This window comes from Sphingomonas sp. (assembly GCF_041661885.1).
GTDB lineage: Bacteria > Pseudomonadota > Alphaproteobacteria > Sphingomonadales > Sphingomonadaceae > Sphingomonas.
The window spans coordinates 791,495-810,068 of the sequence record NZ_JBAZTL010000001.1 but is presented as its reverse complement, the minus strand read 5'-3'; the positions used below and the strand labels follow the sequence as shown (position 1 = coordinate 810,068).

At 63.8% G+C, this 18,574-nt stretch carries 26 protein-coding genes and 1 other RNA gene; 14 read left to right on the top strand and 13 right to left on the bottom strand.

What is annotated here, in order from left to right; translation table 11 throughout:
* Positions 1-14 precede the first annotated feature (14 nt).
* The 3 genes from rimM to ffh are packed head-to-tail and all read right to left on the bottom strand — an operon-like array spanning position 15 to position 2,529.
* Positions 15-491 (bottom strand): ribosome maturation factor RimM, encoded by a 477-nt coding sequence (gene rimM, locus WC704_RS04040; protein WP_372888672.1) that lies wholly within the window; start codon positions 489-491, stop codon positions 15-17.
* Positions 491-1,006, bottom strand: coding sequence for a 30S ribosomal protein S16 (rpsP, locus tag WC704_RS04035; RefSeq protein ID WP_372888671.1), 516 nt, complete (start codon positions 1,004-1,006; stop codon positions 491-493). Before rpsP ends, rimM begins: the two co-directional genes overlap by 1 nt.
* A gap of 41 nt (positions 1,007-1,047) precedes the next feature.
* A complete protein-coding gene (ffh, locus tag WC704_RS04030; RefSeq protein WP_372888670.1) occupies positions 1,048-2,529 on the bottom strand; it encodes a signal recognition particle protein in 1,482 nt (493 codons plus the stop codon).
* 233 nt (positions 2,530-2,762) lie between these two features.
* Here ffh and WC704_RS04025 point away from each other — a divergent pair, with 233 nt between their 5' ends.
* The 4 genes from WC704_RS04025 (at position 2,763) to WC704_RS04010 (ending at position 7,387) form a co-directional block, all read left to right on the top strand.
* Positions 2,763-4,403, top strand: a complete 1,641-nt coding sequence (locus tag WC704_RS04025) for a putative bifunctional diguanylate cyclase/phosphodiesterase (RefSeq protein WP_372888669.1) — start codon at positions 2,763-2,765, stop codon at positions 4,401-4,403.
* Positions 4,404-4,470: 67 nt separating this feature from the next.
* Complete coding sequence (gene mtaB / locus WC704_RS04020) at positions 4,471-5,835, top strand: tRNA (N(6)-L-threonylcarbamoyladenosine(37)-C(2))-methylthiotransferase MtaB (RefSeq protein ID WP_372888668.1); 1,365 nt, start codon at positions 4,471-4,473, stop codon at positions 5,833-5,835.
* Positions 5,832-6,758, top strand: coding sequence for a signal recognition particle-docking protein FtsY (gene ftsY, locus WC704_RS04015; RefSeq protein WP_372888667.1), 927 nt, complete (start codon positions 5,832-5,834; stop codon positions 6,756-6,758). Before mtaB ends, ftsY begins: the two co-directional genes overlap by 4 nt.
* Entirely contained in the window at positions 6,755-7,387 is a 633-nt protein-coding gene (locus WC704_RS04010) for an inner membrane-spanning protein YciB (RefSeq protein ID WP_372888666.1), read from the top strand. The genes ftsY and WC704_RS04010 overlap by 4 nt, the downstream gene beginning before the upstream one ends.
* 385 nt (positions 7,388-7,772) lie before the next feature.
* On the opposite strand, the gene WC704_RS04005 is transcribed toward WC704_RS04010, so the two are convergent.
* Both WC704_RS04005 and pspF read right to left on the bottom strand, forming a co-directional pair.
* Positions 7,773-8,378 (bottom strand): superoxide dismutase, encoded by a 606-nt coding sequence (locus tag WC704_RS04005; RefSeq protein ID WP_033963803.1) that lies wholly within the window; start codon positions 8,376-8,378, stop codon positions 7,773-7,775.
* Between the two features lie 67 nt (positions 8,379-8,445).
* A complete protein-coding gene (gene pspF, locus WC704_RS04000) occupies positions 8,446-9,486 on the bottom strand; it encodes a phage shock protein operon transcriptional activator (protein ID WP_372888665.1) in 1,041 nt (346 codons plus the stop codon).
* A gap of 162 nt (positions 9,487-9,648) precedes the next feature.
* On the opposite strand from pspF, the gene WC704_RS03995 reads away from it, so the two are divergent.
* The 10 genes from WC704_RS03995 (at position 9,649) to WC704_RS03950 (ending at position 13,453) form a co-directional block, all read left to right on the top strand.
* Positions 9,649-9,798, top strand: a complete 150-nt coding sequence (locus WC704_RS03995) for a hypothetical protein (protein WP_372888664.1) — start codon at positions 9,649-9,651, stop codon at positions 9,796-9,798.
* Positions 9,799-9,882: 84 nt separating this feature from the next.
* On the top strand, positions 9,883-10,551 hold the full coding sequence (gene pspA, locus WC704_RS03990) for a phage shock protein PspA (protein ID WP_372888663.1): 669 nt from the start codon (positions 9,883-9,885) through the stop codon (positions 10,549-10,551).
* A 1-nt stretch (position 10,552) separates the two neighbouring features.
* Positions 10,553-10,828 carry an envelope stress response membrane protein PspB gene (pspB, locus tag WC704_RS03985; RefSeq protein ID WP_372888662.1) on the top strand — a complete coding sequence of 92 codons (276 nt, stop codon included), beginning with the start codon at positions 10,553-10,555 and terminating at the stop codon, positions 10,826-10,828.
* A gap of 1 nt (position 10,829) precedes the next feature.
* Positions 10,830-11,207, top strand: coding sequence for an envelope stress response membrane protein PspC (gene pspC / locus WC704_RS03980; RefSeq protein ID WP_372888661.1), 378 nt, complete (start codon positions 10,830-10,832; stop codon positions 11,205-11,207).
* Between the two features lie 30 nt (positions 11,208-11,237).
* Positions 11,238-11,534 (top strand): hypothetical protein, encoded by a 297-nt coding sequence (locus WC704_RS03975; RefSeq protein WP_372888660.1) that lies wholly within the window; start codon positions 11,238-11,240, stop codon positions 11,532-11,534.
* Between the two features lie 16 nt (positions 11,535-11,550).
* Positions 11,551-11,826 (top strand): hypothetical protein, encoded by a 276-nt coding sequence (locus WC704_RS03970; protein ID WP_372888659.1) that lies wholly within the window; start codon positions 11,551-11,553, stop codon positions 11,824-11,826.
* A gap of 28 nt (positions 11,827-11,854) precedes the next feature.
* Positions 11,855-12,127: a hypothetical protein gene (locus WC704_RS03965; protein ID WP_372888658.1), complete on the top strand. Its 273-nt coding sequence runs from the start codon at positions 11,855-11,857 to the stop codon at positions 12,125-12,127.
* A 197-nt stretch (positions 12,128-12,324) separates the two neighbouring features.
* Entirely contained in the window at positions 12,325-12,594 is a 270-nt protein-coding gene (locus tag WC704_RS03960; protein ID WP_372888657.1) for a hypothetical protein, read from the top strand.
* Positions 12,595-12,620: 26 nt separating this feature from the next.
* Positions 12,621-12,863, top strand: coding sequence for a hypothetical protein (locus WC704_RS03955; protein WP_372888656.1), 243 nt, complete (start codon positions 12,621-12,623; stop codon positions 12,861-12,863).
* 167 nt (positions 12,864-13,030) lie between these two features.
* Positions 13,031-13,453, top strand: a complete 423-nt coding sequence (locus tag WC704_RS03950; RefSeq protein WP_372888730.1) for a SufE family protein — start codon at positions 13,031-13,033, stop codon at positions 13,451-13,453.
* 1 nt (position 13,454) lies between these two features.
* On the opposite strand, the gene WC704_RS03945 is transcribed toward WC704_RS03950, so the two are convergent.
* The 8 genes from WC704_RS03945 to WC704_RS03910 form a co-directional block, all read right to left on the bottom strand.
* Entirely contained in the window at positions 13,455-14,084 is a 630-nt protein-coding gene (locus WC704_RS03945; protein ID WP_372888655.1) for a LysE family translocator, read from the bottom strand.
* A 1-nt stretch (position 14,085) separates the two neighbouring features.
* Positions 14,086-14,385, bottom strand: coding sequence for a hypothetical protein (locus WC704_RS03940; protein WP_372888654.1), 300 nt, complete (start codon positions 14,383-14,385; stop codon positions 14,086-14,088).
* Entirely contained in the window at positions 14,382-14,927 is a 546-nt protein-coding gene (locus WC704_RS03935; protein ID WP_372888653.1) for a J domain-containing protein, read from the bottom strand. Before WC704_RS03935 ends, WC704_RS03940 begins: the two co-directional genes overlap by 4 nt.
* 81 nt (positions 14,928-15,008) lie before the next feature.
* An RNA gene (gene rnpB / locus WC704_RS03930) (RNase P RNA component class A) lies at positions 15,009-15,396 on the bottom strand.
* A gap of 41 nt (positions 15,397-15,437) precedes the next feature.
* Positions 15,438-16,127, bottom strand: a complete 690-nt coding sequence (locus WC704_RS03925; protein ID WP_372888652.1) for an N-acetylmuramoyl-L-alanine amidase — start codon at positions 16,125-16,127, stop codon at positions 15,438-15,440.
* A gap of 70 nt (positions 16,128-16,197) precedes the next feature.
* A complete protein-coding gene (locus WC704_RS03920; protein WP_372888651.1) occupies positions 16,198-16,992 on the bottom strand; it encodes a protein-glutamate O-methyltransferase CheR in 795 nt (264 codons plus the stop codon).
* A gap of 65 nt (positions 16,993-17,057) precedes the next feature.
* Entirely contained in the window at positions 17,058-18,134 is a 1,077-nt protein-coding gene (locus WC704_RS03915) for a chemotaxis protein CheB (RefSeq protein ID WP_372888650.1), read from the bottom strand.
* Between the two features lie 13 nt (positions 18,135-18,147).
* Positions 18,148-18,513 (bottom strand): response regulator, encoded by a 366-nt coding sequence (locus tag WC704_RS03910; protein ID WP_010402926.1) that lies wholly within the window; start codon positions 18,511-18,513, stop codon positions 18,148-18,150.
* Positions 18,514-18,574: the final 61 nt, after the last annotated feature.

The window sequence follows — 18,574 nt, the reverse complement described above, 5'->3', positions numbered from 1 at the left end:
ACGTTATGTATATACTAAACCACGAAGGCGCTGTCAACGACCAGTCGTTCCGCATCCCAATCCGGTACGGCATCGGCGTTCATTGGGACCATGAAGCGTTTCTTGTCGGGCCGTTCGACCTCAATCACGTCGCCCGCGCCGAAATCATCGATCGCGACGACCTGCCCCAGCGTCTCCCCTTCCAGCGAAACAACGGGCAAGCCCAGCAGATCGGCATGATAATATTCGCCCGGCTCCAAAGGTGGGAGTGCCGAACGCGGTACGGTCAGTTCGGTGCCGCGCAACGCCTCGGCGGCGTTGCGGTCGGTCACCTCGGCAATGCGCGCGATCGCGCCATTGCTGCCGTGGCGCACCGACTTGAGTGTCAGTGCGCCGCCATTGAAGACCTTGTAGCTGCTCAGGTCCTCGGTGAAGACCTTGAGGCGGACTTCCCCCGTCACACCGTGCGCGCCGATGATGACGGCGAGCGTGACGGGGGAATCGGGTCGCATCAGCCGTTCGCCGGGGTTTCTTCAGCGGTTGCTTCTGCAACGGCTTCGGCTTCCGGGGTCGGGGTTTCGGTTGCGGCTTCTACCTCAGCGGCCATGACAGCTTCCGCTTCGGCGGCTGCGGCAGCGGTCTTGGCCTCTTCCTCAGCGGCAGCAGCGGCAACCTTGGCGGCCTCGGCATCGTCCAGCTTCTTCTGGCGCTCTTCCAGACGCTCGGTCGCCTTCTCGCCGGGCTTGCCCTTGTTCGGGTTGTTGCGGGCTGCACGCTCGCGCACGCCGGTCACGTCGAGGAAACGCGCAACGCGGTCGGTCGGCTGCGCGCCGACGCCCAGCCAATAATTTGCACGCTCGGTGTCGAGCACGATGCGCTTCGCATCATCCTTGGCGAGCAGCGGGTTGTAGGTGCCGATCTTCTCGATGAACTTGCCGTCGCGCGGGTTGCGCGCATCGGCAACGACGATGCGGTAGTAAGGGCGCTTCTTGGAACCACCGCGCGAGAGACGAATGCTGACTGCCATTTTCTGTACCTTCTTCTTTTAATACGTTGATTGGGTTAAACTTATTTCTTCTTGAGCAAATTCTCGAAGCCCGGCGGAAGCTTGGTCTGGCCGCCGCCCAGACCGGGAAGGCCACCGCCAGCGCCGCTGAGCATCTTGGCCGGATCGATCCCGCCGGCCCCACCCAGACCGCCGAAACCACCACCACCGCCGCCGCCGAACATCTTGGCCATGCCGGCCAGCCCGCCCATCTTTTTGATCTTCTTCATGGCATTCGCCATTTCCTGATGCATCTTGATGAGCTTGTTGACGTCCTGCACCGTGGTGCCCGACCCTTTGGCGATGCGGATCTTGCGCTTGGCGTTGAGCAATTCGGGCTTGCGGCGCTCCTTCGGCGTCATCGAGGTGATGATCGCATCCATCCGCACCAGCACCTTTTCGCCGCCGACCTGATCGACTTGCGCCTGTGCCTTCTTCATGCCGGGGATCATCCCCGCCAGCGCACCAATGCCGCCCATGCGCTGCATCTGCGCGAGTTGCGCGCGCAGATCGTCCATGTCGAACAGGCCCTTGGCGAGCTTGGCCGCCATCTTCTCGGCATCTTCGGCCTGAATCGCTTCGGCTGCACGCTCGACCAGGCCAACCACGTCGCCCATGCCGAGGATGCGTCCGGCCACCCGCTTCGGGTCGAACGCTTCCAGCGCGTCGAGCTTTTCGCCCATGCCGGCGAACTTGATCGGCTTGCCGGTGACCGCGCGCATCGAGAGCGCCGCACCGCCGCGCGCATCGCCGTCCATGCGGGTCAGCACGACACCGGTCAGCGCGACCTGATCGGAGAAGTTTTTGGCGACGTTGACCGCGTCCTGGCCGGTCAGCGCATCGACCACGAGCAGGATCTCGGTCGGCTTGGTCACCTCGGCAACCGCGCGCATTTCGTCCATCAGCGCCTGATCGACGTGCAGACGACCTGCGGTGTCGAGCATCAGCACGTCATAACCCTGCAGCTTCGCCGCCTGCAGCGCGCGCCGCGCGATGTCGACCGGCTGCTGCCCAGCGACGATCGGCAGCGTTGCAACCTGGGCCTGCGTGCCGAGTACCGCCAACTGCTCCTGCGCGTTCGGGCGATTGACGTCGAGCGACGCCATCAACACCTTCTTGCCTTGCTTCTTGGCGAGCCGCAGCGCGATCTTCGCGGTCGTCGTCGTCTTGCCCGAGCCTTGCAGACCGACCATCATCACGATCGCGGGCGGCGTTACGTCGAGTTCGAGGTCAGACGCTTCGGACCCGAGCATCTCGACCAGCGCGTCGTTAACGATCTTGACGACTTGCTGCCCCGGCGTGACCGAGCGCAGCACGTTCTGGCCGACCGCCTGTTCGGTGACCTTATCGACGAAATCGCGCGCCACCGGCAAAGCGACGTCGGCTTCGAGCAAGGCCACGCGTACTTCGCGCATCGCTGCGCGCACGTCGGCATCGGTCAGCGCACCGCGCCCCCGCAACCGATCGAACACACCGCCAAGACGGTCGCTCAGGCTCTCGAACATCCGAAAAAACCCTTCTCAAACGTCGCTTTTGCCCAGTAACGCAAAGAACGCCGGCGGACGAAACCTCGTCGACCGGCGTAGCCCCGTGGGGCAGCCTTCACGCACCTGAACAGGAGCGATCGAGCGTGCCTCTACCGCAATGCAAGCAATTGCGCAACCATCCGGATTAACACGATCTACACGGCTGTCATGTGAAGCACTTGCACCGCAAAACCCACAGGGCACGCATTGGCATGATGGTCGAATCGAGGATAAGCGAACCGAACGAGCAGCGTGCCAGCGCACCTGCCGAGCGCCGCGATATCCTGAACGGTGCCATCACGGTGGCGGCAATCCTGCTGTTCGTCGGCACCGGCAGCGCGGCGCTGTCCACTACCCTCCAACGCTATTTCAACGATGGCCCCGGCCCGGACCAGACACTTGTCATCGCGCTGCTGCTCAACGTCGCGCTCATCCTGTTCGGCTGGCGTCGCCACCGCGAGTTGGCGCATGAAGTGACGATCCGCACCGCAGCCGAAGAACGTGCGCAATTGCTCGCCTCCAAGGACCCGCTAACCGGCTTTCTCAACCGCCGCAGCCTGGCCGAGGAAGGCGCGGCGATGTTCGTGCGCGCGCAGGCCCGCCACAAGGCGATGGCGCTGCTGATGCTCGATCTCGACCATTTCAAGACGGTTAACGACATGCACGGCCACGCCACCGGCGACGCGCTGTTGCAACAGGTCGCGGTGGAGATTGCCGAGGCGATGCCCGGCGTGGCGCTCACCGCGCGCTTTGGCGGCGATGAATTTGCCTGCGCCTTCCTGTTCGACCCGACCGATCCCTCCACCGTCGAACGCATCGCCGAAAAGCTCGTCAGCCGCCTGGCGCAGCCGTTCCAGGCGGGGGGATTGCAACTGCACATCTCGGTATCGGTCGGCATTGCGCGCTCGGACTTTGATTGCGTCAGCATCGATGCGCTGATGCGCGCCGCCGACATTGCGATGTATTCAGCCAAAAACTCCGGCCGCAATCGGTTTGCGTGGTTCGACCGGTCGATGGAACGCGAGTTACAGGCGCGCAACGATCTGGAGGTTGGGTTGCGCGGTGCCATTCCGCGATCCGAAATCGTGCCCTATTTCGAACAGCAGATTCACTTGGCGACCGGACGGCTGAGCGGTTTCGAAGTGCTGGCGCGGTGGGACCATCCCACGCGCGGACTGATTGGCCCCGACGCGTTTATCCCGATTGCCGAGGAAACCGGCATGATCGCCGATCTGTCGCTGTCGGTAATGCGCCAGGCCTTCCTCGCCGCGAAGGACTGGGACGCCAGCCTCTCCCTGTCGGTGAACATCTCGCCGTGGCAGTTGAAGGATGCGTGGCTCGCGCAAAAGATCATCAAGGTGCTGACCGAGACCGGCTTTCCCGCCAGCCGACTGGAAATCGAGATTACCGAGACCTCGCTGTTCCACAACCTCGCGCTGGCGCAATCGATCGTGGGCAGCCTTAAAAATCAGGGCGTGCGGCTCGCGCTCGACGATTTCGGGACAGGCTATTCCTCGCTCGCGCATCTGCGCGCGCTGCCGTTCGATCAGATCAAGATCGACAAGAGCTTCATCATGTCGATCAACCAAAATAGCGAAAGCGCGGCGATCGTCACTGCGATCACGCGGCTGGGCGAGAGCCTCAATTTGCCGATCACTGCCGAGGGCATTGAGGACGCCAGCATCGAGGAACGGCTGCGTGCGCTCGGCTGCGCCAAGGGGCAGGGCTATTTCTACGGGCGCCCGACCAGCATCGCCAATACAAGGCGGCTGTTGGCCGAGCGGCGCCTGCTCCAGGTCGTGACCGCCGATCCCGCGTTTCAACCAGCGGCGGAACAACGCCGGGCGAGTTGACGCCTGAAGGGCCACGACCGGGTCGAGTGCATGGACTTCGCCCGCGTCCGCTCCTAGATCGCCCGCAATGCCCGATCCCCAGATCATCAGCCTTGGCTGCCGCCTGAACATCGCCGAAAGCGAGGCGATCCGTGCGCTCACGGCTGGGCGGGATCTGGTCGTCATCAACAGTTGCGCGGTCACCAACACCGCCGTCGCCGAAACGCGCAAGGCGATCCGCCGCGCCCGCGCCGACCGACCGGGCGCCGAGATCGTCGTCACCGGGTGCGCGGCGCAGATCGACCCTGCCGCCTTTGCTGCGATGCCCGAGGTCGACCGTGTGCTCGGCAATGCCGAAAAGCTTTCAGGAGACGCCTGGGCCGCGCCCGAACGCGTGCTGGTCGGCGATATCGCGCAGGTCCGGGAAACCGCACCCCACCTCGCCCCCGCCTTCAGCGCGCACGCCCGCGCCTTTGTCGAGGTGCAGAACGGCTGCGATCACCGCTGCACCTTTTGCGTGATCCCGCAGGGGCGCGGCAACAGCCGCTCTGTGCCCGCCGGGGCCGCGATCGATCGCATCGCCGCCCTGGTCGAGGCGGGCCACCGCGAAGTCGTACTGACCGGCGTCGATCTCACCAGCTACGGCCCCGACCTGCCGGGCGCGCCGACGCTCGGGCATCTGGTCGAGCGCATCCTGCACCATGTCCCCGCGCTCGAACGGCTGCGGCTGTCGTCGCTCGACGGGATCGAGATCGACGACCGGCTGTTCGCGCTGCTGACGCAGGAAAAGCGGATGATGCCGCATGTCCACCTCTCGCTCCAGGCGGGCAGCGACTTGATCCTGAAGCGGATGAAGCGCCGCCACAGCCGCGCGCAAAGCGTTGCGCTGGTCGAACGGTTGAAGGCCGCACGGCCTGACATTGCCATCGGAGCCGATCTGATCGCAGGTTTTCCGACCGAGGATGATGCGCTGTTCGCCGACACGCTGGCGCTGATCGACGATTGCGACATCGTCCACGCGCATATCTTCCCCTATTCCGAGCGCGACGGCACCCCTGCCGCGCGGATGCCCGCTGTGCCCGTGCCAGTGCGCAAGGCCCGCGCGGCGCTGCTGCGCGCGGCGGGCGCGCGGCGCAAGGCGGCGTGGCTGCGCGGACTTGTCGGCACGACGCAGCAGGTACTGGTCGAACGGCCGGGGGATCGCGGGCATACGCCCGGCTTTGCCGAGGTGCGGTTTGCCACGGATAGCGTTGGAAGCGTGCAAACGGTGCGCATTACTGGCACCGACAGCCAATCGCTGACCGCCACTTCCCTGCATGCTTCCCCGGCGAAGGCCGGGGCCCAGTCGTGGGACGGCCTTAGCGAGACTTTGGCCAAGCCAAGTAGCCACCTCGCCACTGGGCCCCGGCCTTCGCCGGGGAAGGAACATTTGATGCACGAGACTATCGCATGACATCCTGGCACGAAAAACTCCTCGGCGGGTTCAAACGCACCTCGGACCGGTTGATCGGCAATCTTGCCGGACTCGGCACCGGGCCCCTCGACAAGGCGACGCTCGACGAGATTGAGGAAGCGCTGATCGCTTCCGACCTTGGCCCCGAAACCGCCGCGCGCATCCGCCAGCGCTTGTCCGTGGGCACGTTCGAGCGCGGCATGGAGGAACTCGGCATCCGCCTCGTCGTCGCCGAGGAAATCGAGAAGGTGCTCGACACGGTTGCCACGCCGCTCGAGATCACCGGCTTCCCGCGTCCGCACGTTATCCTCGTCATCGGCGTCAACGGCTCGGGCAAGACCACCACCATCGCCAAGCTCGCGCATTGGCTGAAGGAACAGGATTATGGCGTCATGCTGGCGGCGGGCGACACCTTTCGCGCCGCCGCGATTGGCCAGCTCGCCACCTGGGCCGAGCGCGCGGGCGTGCCGATCATCAGCGGCAAGGAAGGCGGCGATGCGGCAGGGATCGTCTATGAGGCGGTCAAGCAAGCCACCGCGACTGGTATCGATGTGCTGATCGTCGACACCGCCGGCCGCTTGCAGAACAAGCGCGAGCTGATGGATGAACTGTCCAAAATCCGCCGCGTGCTCGGTCGCCTCAATGTCGATAGCCCGCATGACGTGCTGCTCGTGCTCGACGCCACTACCGGACAGAACGCGCTCAACCAGATTGAGGTGTTCAAGGAGAGCGCCGGGGTCACCGGCCTCGTCATGACCAAGCTCGATGGCACCGCGCGTGGCGGCGTGCTGGTGGCAGCGGCGGAGAAATACGGCCTGCCGATCCACGCGATCGGCGTCGGCGAGGGCATGGTCGATTTGCGTCCGTTCGATGCAAACGAGGTTGCGCGGATCATCGCCGGCGTGGAAGGGGTGCGCAAATGACCACCTCCCCCATCACGCCCGCAACGAAAAAGGCTCCGCTCGGCGCGGGCCAACGCCTCGCCATCGACATCGGCCCGATCGCGATCTTCTTCCTCGTCAATTTCCTGACGCCGGGCCTCGACATCGTGAAACTGCTGGCCGGCACGGCGGCGTTCATGATCGCGAGCATCGCGGCGATGATCTATTCGGTGGTCCGCGCCGGGCGCATTTCGCCGATGCTGTGGCTCACCGGCACCCTCGTGCTCGTGTTCGGCGGGCTGACGCTTTATTTCCACAATAAGGATTTTATCCAGATCAAGCCGACCGTCATCTACGCGATGCTGTCGGCGATCCTGGTATTCGGGCTAATAACCGGGCGACCGATGCTGAGCCTGTTCCTGGAGGCCGCCTATCCGGGCTTGACCGAGACTGGCTGGCGGAAACTGACAATCAACTGGGCGATCTTCTTTGCGTTCCTGGCGGTGCTGAACGAAGTCGTCCGACACGAATTCAGCTATACCTTCTGGCTTGGTTTCAAGCTGTGGGGCGTCATTCCGCTGACGCTGGTTTTTGCGTTTGCGAACATACCGATGCTGATGAAACACGGCTTCAGCATGAACGACGAGCCGCCGATTCCACCGCAGGAATGATGCGTGCGGCGCGATTTTTTGCGCCGCTTCCATTAAGCTCTTCCCCGGCGAAGAGAAAACATGACCGGTCGCCTTGCACTTATTCGGCAAATCGCGGGGGAGAGCATACCCTGCTCGATCCCCCGCACGATCGTGTCGCCGATGCCGGTCTTTCCGGCGGCCTGCCTCTTCCATCGTTTTTGTTCTGTTGCGGCGCTACGACAGCGAATCGGGTATAACAGGCGTTCAAACAAAAAAAAGGCCGGTCTTGCGACCGGCCGGGAAAGTTTTAGGAGAGGATGCCTGAAAGGCACACTCTTTGTGCAGTGCAGCAGAGTTTTACGCAACTGCAATATATGATTTTACGATTGCATATTGTGCAATCGCATCATCCGAAATGTGCGATTCAGGCGGCGTCGAAGCGCTTGCCGGCTTCGTCCCAATTCACGACATTCCACCATGCCTTGAGATAGCCGGGGCGATCGTTCTTGTAGGTCAGGTAATAAGCGTGTTCCCACACGTCATTGGCCAGGATCGGCGTGCCCTTGTCCTTGGCATCGTCCATCAGCGGATTGTCCTGGTTGGGGGTGGAGACGACCTTGAGCGCGCCGCTCGCGTCCTTGATGACCCACGCCCAGCCCGAGCCGAATTGGCCAGCACCCTTGCCGTTGAAATCTTCCTTCAGCTTGTCGAGGCCACCATAGGCTTCGATCGCTTCGGCGAGTGCGCCCGACGGCTGGGTGGTGCCCGCCGGTGCCATGATCTTCCAGAAGAAATCGTGGTTCCAGAAGCCGCCGCCATTGTTGCGCACTAGCGGCGGCAGCGTCGAGATGATGTCGAAAATCTCTTCGATCGTCTTGCCTTCGAGCTTCGGATCGGCAGCAACACCCTCGTTCAGCTTCGCGGTATAGGCCGCGTGATGCTTGTCGTGGTGATACTTCATCGTCTCTTCGCTGATGGTCGGCTCCAACGCATCATAAGCGTAGGGCAATGGGGGAAGTTCGAAAGCCATTGGTCTTCTCCTTGAAAAGCTCGCGAGACGCTAACGTCAGGCCCGGCAAATGGGTCCGCTCGGCTCGTTACGCAACCGATTCCGCATTGGCACCCGAAATCAATCCGTGGCGCTTCAGTGCGTGGCGGAGCTGGTCGTAACTGAGCCCAAGCGCTTCGGCGGTCGCGCGCTGGTTAAAGCGATTCTCGGCCAGCGCCGATTGCAGCATTTCACGCTCGAACCGCGCCAGCCGTGCCTTGTAATCCATCGGCCTGTCCGGGTTACTCGAAGGCTGCGGCGTGGCGGCTGATGGGGTTTCGGTGGTGGACTCGGCCAGCGGTTGCACGGTTGGCGGGCGATGCGGCGATTGGAACGGGTCGAACTGAATCGCATCGATCGGGCTGTCCTCGTCCCAGCGATACACCGCGCGTTCCACCACGTTGCGCAATTCGCGGACATTGCCCGGCCATTGATAGGCAACCAGTGCCGCCTGCGCCGCCTTGGTAAAGCCCGGCCAATCCTCGCGCCCCATTTCCGAGGCCATGCGCCGCCCGAAATGTTCGGCCAGCACCAGCACGTCGCCCGCGCGCGCGCGCAGCGGCGGCAGCGTCACCACCTCGAAACTCAGCCGGTCGAGCAAATCGGCGCGGAACTGATGCCGCGCGACCTTGTCGGGTAAATGCTCGTTGGTCGCCGCGACGATCCGCACATCGACGCGCATCGGTCGCGAGGACCCAATGCGCGTGACTTCGCCATATTCGACCGCGCGCAGCAGCCGGTCCTGCGCCGCCATCGACAGCGTGCCGAGTTCGTCGAGGAACAAGGTCCCGCGATGCGCCTCCTCGAACCGCCCTGCCCGCGCCTTGGTCGCGCCGGTAAAGGCCCCCGCCTCATGGCCAAACAGCTCGGCTTCGATCAGCGTCTCGGGCAGCGCCGCGCAATTCATGATGACGAGCGGCTGATCCCAGCGCGGCGAAAGGCGGTGGAGGCGCTCGGCCACGAGTTCCTTGCCGGTCCCGCGCTCGCCGATCACCAGCACCGGGCGGTCGAGCGCCGCCGCGCGGCTGGCGAGTTCCAGCGCATCGAGGAACGCGCCCGATTGGCCAATGACGTGGGTTGTCCGCTCCATTGCCAAGGCTTGGCGTAAATTCCCAAGGCTTGGCAAGCGCGTTTTTCGTTCATCTGCCAAAAAGGCGCGGAAATCCGCCATTTTTGAAATTGGCACGCTCCCTGCAGAGCTATTGGCATCACCCCACCGGGCACCATGATTTCAAGCTTCAGGAGATACACCATGAACAGCAACTATAAGTCAGGCAACTCGCTTCCCCAGATCCTCGTTGCCCTGGTCGCGACGGTTCTGATCGGTTCGGTCGCCTTGGTCGGCACGGTTGGCCCCGCCACCGCTGCCCCCACCCAGATCGCCGCCCAGCCCCACGGGTAAGGCGACGCCGGGGCGGGGCCCTCACATCCGCCCCGGCACACGCTCTTCACACCAGCACAACGTACCCCTCGAAGGAGTTACATCATGGGCATCTTCAGCCGAACCCGCGATATCATCGCCGCCAACTTCACCGACCTGCTCGACAAGGCCGAAGACCCCGCCAAGATGATCCGCATGATCATCCTGGAGATGGAGGAAACGCTGGTCGAGGTCCGCGCCTCCGCCGCGCGTACCATCGCCGACCAGAAGGAAATGCGCCGCCACATCAGCAAGCTCGGCAGCTTGCAGGAAAGCTGGACCGAAAAGGCTGAACTCGCGCTGTCCAAGGGCCGCGAAGACCTTGCCAAGGCCGCTCTGGTCGAGAAGCAAAAGGCCGCCGACATGGCCGATCAGCTCGGTCGTGAGATCGCGGTGCTCGACGAAGCGCTGCACTCGTCGGAAGAGGACATCGCCAAGCTCACCGGCAAGCTCCGCGAGGCGCGCACCCGCCAGAACTCGATCGCAACCCGGCTAGAAAGCGCGCAGAACCGCTTCAAGCTGCGCGAAATGTACGCTGGCCCCAAGATCCAGGACGCGTTCAGCCGCTTCGAGATCATGGAACGCCGTGTCGATCTGGCCGAAGGTCGCGCCGATGTGATGGGCATGGGCCAACCGCCCAAGACGCTCGAAGAGGAAATCGCCGAGCTGAAAGCCAGCGACAAGGTGGAAGCCGAACTCGCCGCGATGAAGGCCCGCTTCGGCAAGGACGCTTGAGATGGATGACGCTTTTCTCGCTATCCCGATTGTCGCCATCCTGTTCGTCGGTATGCCCTGGGTGATCCTGCACTACGTCACGAAGTGGCGGCAGGCCCCCAAGATCACCAATGAGGACGAGAAGCTGCTCGACGAGCTCTACTCGCTCGCCCGCCGCCTCGAAGATCGCCTGGGTACAGTCGAACGCATCATCGCCGCCGATCACCCCGAATGGCGCGCGAGTATGCCGCTCGCCGAGCCGACGCCCCCCAATTACGACATCACCCGGAGGAACTGAAATGTCCGCCAGCCGCACCAAATTCTACCTCGACAAACAGAACAGCAAATGGCTGGGCGTCTGCTCGGGGATCGCCGATTACACCGGCATCGACGTCACCTGGGTCCGCGTGGGCACCGCCCTGCTGACCTTCGCCACCAGCGGATGGACGCTGCTCGCCTATATCGTCATCGCCTGCGTCGCTGAAAAGAAGCCGCTCGGCCTCTATGACAGTGCCGAGGATGCGAAGTTCTGGCAGGGCGTGCGCACCAACCCAACCCGATCGACCGCCGAAGTCCGCAGCAAGTTCCGCGATATCGACCGTCGCCTGGCCGACATCGAAGTGATGTACACCAGCCGCAACAGCCGCCTCGCCGACGAGATCGACAGCCTGCGCTGATCCGATCCGGGCATTAAAGGGGACACTATCATGAGCAATTCTTTAGCACTTCTGATCCCGATCGCGGCGATTACCGTCGGCCCGATCGCCTGGGCCTTCAACAACTGGGTCCGCGCCAAGCATGGTTACCCGATCGAAACCAAAAAGGGGCTGTTGATCAGCCGCGAAGGCGAACTCAGCACGACCCGCCAGACCGAATTGCTGGTGGCGGAGAATGAGAAGCTGCACGGCCAGATCAGCCGCCTCGAGGAACGCCTCGCCGTCCTCGAACGCATCGCCACCGATCCCGCCGAGCGAGTCTCGCGCGAAATCGACGCGCTGCGCTGAAGGGGGAGAACAGGCCATGCCACCCGAACCCGCTTTCATCATGGGCCTGCTGACCGGCTCGGGCGGCCTGCTGACGATCCAGGCGTTCGCCCGGCGCAAAGTGCGCCAGGCACTGATCGCCGCCGACCCGGCGCTCCACCGCGAAGCCACGCTGCGCCGCGAGGAGGATGAGCGCCGGATGATCGAGGTCGACGCCCTACGGCAGCGTCTCGCGGTACTCGAACGGATCACGATCGATCCCGCCGTCCGCACCGCGCGCGAAATCGAACAATTGCGGATCGAAACCAACTGATTCCGCTGCTCCAACGGAGGATACCGCTATGGGCTTCCAGTTTGTTTTTCTCATCCCGATCCTGGGGATCTGCGTTGCCCTCGTCGCTGTGATCGGCGGCACCATCGTCCGCCCCTGGCTCGCGCACAAAGAACGCCGGATGCAGCTCGAGGCGACGATGGTCGCTGAAAAGGCCGCGCAATATGCCGCGCAGACCGAACGGCTCGAACAGCGCGTCCGCGTGCTGGAACGCATCATCACCGACCGCGGCGTCGATCTCTCGCACGAGATCGAACAACTCCGCGACACACCGCTCAACTGAACAGCACCCCTTTCCTCCCCCCATCTTCTGACCCGAGGCTATCATGATCGTATTTTTCACCGTGCTCGCCGTCATCACGGCGGGATGTTGCTGGGCGACCGAAAGCGTCGACCGCCCGCGCCGTCGCCGCCTTCGCGAAGCCGCCGCAAACGCGCGCTGAGGCTTCCGCCCCACACGAGAAACAGGGAGTTTCGAGTATGAACGTGTATGAAATGGTCATCGCGATCGTCGTCGTCGCCACCATCGGGCGCGTGCTTCAGGCGCGCTACGGCGTGGTCCGCACCAAGCAGGGCGAGAATGTCCACTTTCGCGACGACCCCGCCGCCCAGGCCGAAAATGCCCGGCTGCGCGATGAACTGAAGGCGATGAAGGACCGGCTCGCGGTGCTCGAACGCCTCGCCACCGATAGCAATGACAGCGGTGCCCGCCTCGATCGCGAGATCGAGAAGCTCCGCGACCGCCCGTAATGTCCGCTTTTCCAGGAGTAGGGATGATGACCGACCCGACCTTCTACATCATCATGGCCGCCGCGGCGCTTGCCGGTCTGGCCATTCTCAGCGGTGCCGCACTGACCGGTTGGCGCGGCTGGCTCGCTTTCAAGCACCAGCAGTTGCACAGCTTTGTCGAACCCAATGCCGGGCCGACACTCCCCAACGCCAGCGCCCGCATCGAAATCGCCGATCTGAAGGAGCGCATCCGCAAGCTGGAAGCGATCGCGGCAGGCGTGGATCTCTGAATCCGGCTTCCTTCTTCCCCGGCGAAGGCCGGGGCCCAGAAGCGAAGGCGGGGCCAGTCAGGCGCTTCACCAAAACATCGACGCCGTGTGACTGGGCCCCGGCCTTCGCCGGGGAAGGAAAAAGGCAAGAGGTGACGAACCCGACCGCGCGCGACTATAGCCCGCTTATGCAAAGCCTCGCCGATCTCGAATCCGAATATAGCTTCCTCGAAGCCGATGACCGTTACCGGCTGCTGATCGATCTCGGTCGAGACCTGGAACCGATGCCCGATCCGTTGAAGACCGATGCCACGCTGGTGCGTGGCTGTTCGGCCTCGGTATGGGTGTACCCGATGGCGCGAGAGGACGGCACGCTGCATTTCCTGGCGGATTCGAATGCCGCGATCACCAAGGGGATCATCGCGCTCGTCCTGCGGACGGTGCAGGATCAGCCGCCCGCCGCGATCCTGGCAACCGACATCCCGCAAGCGCTCGCTCCATTCGACCTGAGCAAGCAACTGAGCTCCAACCGCACCCAGGGCATCCCCAACATGATCGCCCTGATCCGCGAGACGGCGGCGCGCTATGCAACCGAGCAGCAGGCCGAATAGATCAAGACGGCTTCGTTTTCAGCAACGCCAGCCCGAAGCCGACGAAAATCACGCCGGTCAGGCGATTGAAGGCGCGCTTGATCGCCGGGCGACCGAGGTAGCGCGACAGCGACCGGCCACCGAGCGCGTAAACGCCATACCAGAACGACTCCACCACCGCGAAAGTCGCGACCAGAATCGCGAATTGCGGCGCCTGTGGCTGCGTCGGGGTTACGAACTGCGGCAGAAAGGCCGCCGCAAACAGGATCAGCTTGGGGTTGCTGATGCCGATCGCAAAGCCACCGCGAAACAGCGCCAAGAACGAAATGGCGGGCGAGAGCGGACCATCGCCGACGTCCACTGGCGGAACCTCGGTCCGCCACGCCTTGATACCGAGATAGATGAGATAGGCGACGCCTGCATAACGCAACAGCTCGAACGCGCCCGGCAGCGCGAGCAGCAGCGTGGTGAGGCCTGCCGCCGATGCCGAAAGTACCGCCACCACCGCAGCCAGGCATCCCGTCATCGCCGCCACGCTGCGCGCCATCCCCAGCTCGACGCTGCGCGAGAGGATGTGGAGCATATTTGGCCCCGGCGTGCCGGACAGGAGAAACACCGCGCCTGCGAACAACCACCAAGTGTGCCAGTTCATATCAGTCCCCGTCGGGCCTCAGCCCCAATTCCGCCACCACCGTCGCGACCGACGCGCCACCACGCACCAGCGCCCATTCGCCCGGCGCAGCGCCATTGACCACGGTGACGCTCCCGCGCGGGCAGACGCCGAGGCACTTCACCTCGACGATGCCGAGCGTACCTTTGCGCACGCCAAGTTCCGAACGCAAAGCCTTGGCCAGCGGCGTCTTCCCCTTGGGGCCGAACCCGCCGCCCAGCTTCTTCGAACATTTCTTGCACACCAAAAGGGTGTTGCCCCAGTCCGAACGGACCGTCTTCAAACGCCCGGCTTCCACGTCCGCGCATCCTCGGCGGCCTTCAGCACGTCATATGCCGCCTGAATCGCGAGGAAGCGCGCGGCGGCCTCCTTGTCGCCGGGGCGGACATCGGGGTGGTTTGATTTCGCCAATCGTCGCCACGCCACGCGCACCGTCTCGAAATCGGCATCGACATCGAGCTCCAGCACCTCCAGCGCGCGAATCTCGTCGCGCGAGCGGCTGCCGTCGCCGGGCCCAGCCCATTGATGGTGGCGCGAGGCGGTATAGCCCTCGGCGGTTTGCGTCTCGGCGCGCTCGCGCTCGGCGGCTTCCTCGGCGCTCAGGCCTTCGAAATAGTTCCAGCCGCGATTGTACTCGCCGGCATGTTCCTGGCAGAAATACCAGCGTTCGGGGCTGTTGGGGGATTTGGGTGCCGGGCAATCGCCCTTTTCGGTGCAACCATGCCGGTCGCATAGCCGAACGGTCGCCGCCTCAGTGCTGGCTTCGCCATAAGCGCGCCAGCGCGGAAAGCCCCAGTCGGCTGAGCGGGAAGAAGAACGCGCCATAGCGGGCCATCTAAGCATCGAAGCGCGATAGCGCCATGACGCTTTTGTGAAACGGCGATGAAAAAACGGCGACCCGTAAAAAACGCCAGAGGGTCTGTAAGCCGGGTTCTGTCCCCCTCTTGCGAGGTTAGGCGACCATTCCTCTAGGACGACGTTTGCACGCCGCCTCAAGCAATCAACCCGGATGACGAGCCGGAACGAGGCCCATATGCCATCCCTATTCGATCTTGCTCCCGGTGGGGTTTGCCATGCCGCCCCTGTTACCAGGCGCGCGGTGCGCTCTTGCCGCACCCTTTCACCCTTGCCTGTTCCTTGCCCGATTTTCATCGAACGAGGACATCGGCGGTCTGCTCTCTGTGGCACTGTCCCTGGGGTCGCCCCCGCCGGGCGTTACCCGGCACCGTCGTTCCGCGGAGCCCGGACTTTCCTCGCGGTGCTTAACGCACCCCGCGGCCGCCCGACCCTCTGGCTGGAGGTGCCCCTAGCGCGAATCTCGCGCGAAAGACAAACTCATTCGTCCCCGGTCGGCTTTGGCAACAGCAGCGCGAGCAGGATGCTGCGGCACTCGCCATCGATCACCCCGTCGAGCAATTCCGGGCGGAAACGGCGTTGGAACGCGACGATGGCGGCGAGCTTGTCGCTGACATCATAGCCGAAGCGTTCGAGCGCGATCAGGAAGCCGGCATCGCTCCACAAAGGGTCCATCAGATTCTTGGTCGGGCGTGGCAGCGCGAGCCGCAATTTGGCGAGGCGGCTCCAGGGGAACAGTTCGCCCGGATCCTGCTTGCGTGTCGGCGCGATGTCGGAATGGCCGACCACATTGCCGCGCGTGATGCCGTGGCGCGCGGTGATATCGGCCACCAGCGGGATCAACGCATCGATTTGCTCCTCCAGGAACGGGCGATAGCCGAATTCATGGCCGGGATTGACGATCTCGATCCCGATGCTGGCCGAATTGACATCCTCGATCCCGCGCCAGCGCGACTTGCCCGCGTGCCACGCGCGCTTATCCTCTTCCACCATGCGCAGCACCGCCCCGTCCTCGGTGACCAGATAATGCGCCGAGACCTTCGCCTCAGGGTCGCGCAGGCGATCGATCGCCGCCTGTGCTGTCTGCATCCCGGTGTAATGCAGCACGATCATCGAGACGGGCAGCGCGCGCTCGTCGAAATTGGGCGACGGCGTATCGATGATGGTCATGGTCACTCCCCGCACGAGCCGAAACACCGCTTAAGCACGGACACGGCGCGTTAGGAACCCCGACCGTCGATTAGCCTTCGCTCACCGCCGGTTCGTACAGGCCGCGATAGCGCGCGCTGGGCCGGAATGCCTCGGTCTGGCCAATCACGGTTTCGCCCGCCCCCAGCACCAGCACGCCGCCCGGACGGATGACCGTTGCCAACCGGTTGAGAATTTTCCGTCGCAGCTCGATCGTCAGATACAGCAAGACGTTGCGGCACAGGATTACGTCGAAACGGCCCACGGGTGGCGCATCGCTGACCAGATTGAGCCGTCGAAAATTGATGCGGCGGACCAGATCAGATTTGGCGAACCAGTCGATGCCGTCCCCATCGAACCACTGCATCATGCGCCGCACTGGCAGCCCGCGTTGAATCTCGAATTGCGAGTATCGCCCGGCCCGCGCGCGCGCGAGCGCAGCTTCCGATACATCGGTCGCGACGATCTCGGGTGGCAATCGCTCCTCGCCCGACTCGCGTTCGGCGAACAGCATCGCCAGCGACAGCGGCTCCTGCCCGAACGAACAACCCGCCGACCATATACGCGGGCGACGTCCCGGTGTTTCGGCACGGATCGCATCAACCGCGTCCGCGACCAACTCGAATACGGCGTTATCGCGGAAGAAGGAGCTTTCCTGATTGAGCAGGGCATCTGCGACCAGATCGCCAATCTCACTCGATTGCTGCGCCGCAATCGCCAGCGCGTCGAGCGTTTCCAGCCCAAGGTCGCGCAAGACCGGTTTCAGCACCGTCTCGACCCGCCACTCACGATTGGCGGCAAGTTGCTGGCCAGTCCGCGACTCGAGGATGGCGGTGAGCGCGCCCATTGCACCTTTGGAAGAGGCGCGCGGAAGAGGGCCGCGCGGGGGCGAAGATTCCAGACCGGGCTCGATCATGTCGGTCGCCGCCGCGCGGCGATGAGGCGCCCGATTTCGACAGGCGGCAACACCGCACTCGCCCCACCGGCATTGGCGATTGCGCCGGGCATCCCCCACACGACCGAACTTTCGCGGTCCTGCACCACGATTGCACCGCCGCGCGCGATTACGCTGCGCGCGCCGTCACTGCCGTCACGCCCCATGCCGCTCAGGACCACGCCGAGCGCCCGCGGGCCATAAACCTCGGCCAGGCTTTCGAACATCGGATCGACCGACGGCATACACCCGCTTTTTGCAGGATCGCTGTTCAAGCGAATCGCCGCGCCGTCGCCGGTGCTGACCACGCGGATATGCGCATTGCCCGGCGCGACGATTACCCGGCCCGGGCGAATCCGCATACAGTCGGTCGCGACGTCGCACGGCCGATTGGCGAGAACCGCAACCTGTGCCGCGAAATACGGCATGAACGACTCCGGCAAATGCTGGGTAATCAAAACCGGCAGAGGAAAGCCGCTGGGCATTTCGCGCAGCAAAACGCTAAGCGCGTGGATGCCACCGGTCGAGGCGCCGATCGCGACAATGTCAAAGCCCGTGCCGACGCCCGCCGTGGCGCGCGCGCCTGCCTGGACTGCGGTGTCGGGCCCAGCCTCGATGGCGAGCAGCCGTGTCAATTTTTCACTGATCGCGACCGAAAAGCGTCCGGAAAATCCGCCGACTTCCGGTTTGACCAAAGTGTCCGCAGCACCAAGCGCAAGCGCCTCGACCGTTGCCGCCGCTCCTTCGCTCGCCGCCGAAGACACGATCAAGACCTTCGCTCCGTGCCCCGCCGCGATCAGGTCCGGCAATGCTGCCAACCCCGAAATACCCGGCATTTCGAGATCGAGTACGATGCCATCGACGCGTGTGTGCTTGAGAAACTCCAGCGCGACGATTGCGTTGGAGACTGCCCCTGCAACGATGAAACGCCCCTCGGCCTCGACCGCACGGGCGATCACTGCCCGCGCGACCGCCGAATCATCGACGATCAGGACGCGTGGCGGCGCATCGCCGATGGACGGGCGCCTCGGCAATTTGTCGGTTTGGCTGCGCATTGCAATCGGCCCGTCAGGCCATGCCCACGATCTGCAATTTGCTTTCCAGCGTCTCGCGGTCGAACGGTTTCATCACATATTCGTCCGCTCCGGCCTCGATTGCCGCACGGATGTGCGCCATGCCGTTCTCGGTCGTGCAGAACACAACCTTGGGACGCGTCGGGATCGCGCTGTCGCGCAGCGCACGCAGAAAATCCATGCCGCTCATGACGGGCATGTTCCAGTCGAGCAGCACGACATCGGGCGCCGACACCAGGCACGCATCCAATGCCTCACGACCGTCCCCCGCTTCGCTGACGCGAAAGTTGAGCGTCTCCAGGATGTGGCGGGCCACCTTGCGGATCACCTTCGAATCGTCGACGACGAGGCACGTCTTCATGAATTCACCCTGTTAAAATCCGCTTGGGCCAACCTTGCCCGAAATGCGTAAGCGTCGCGTT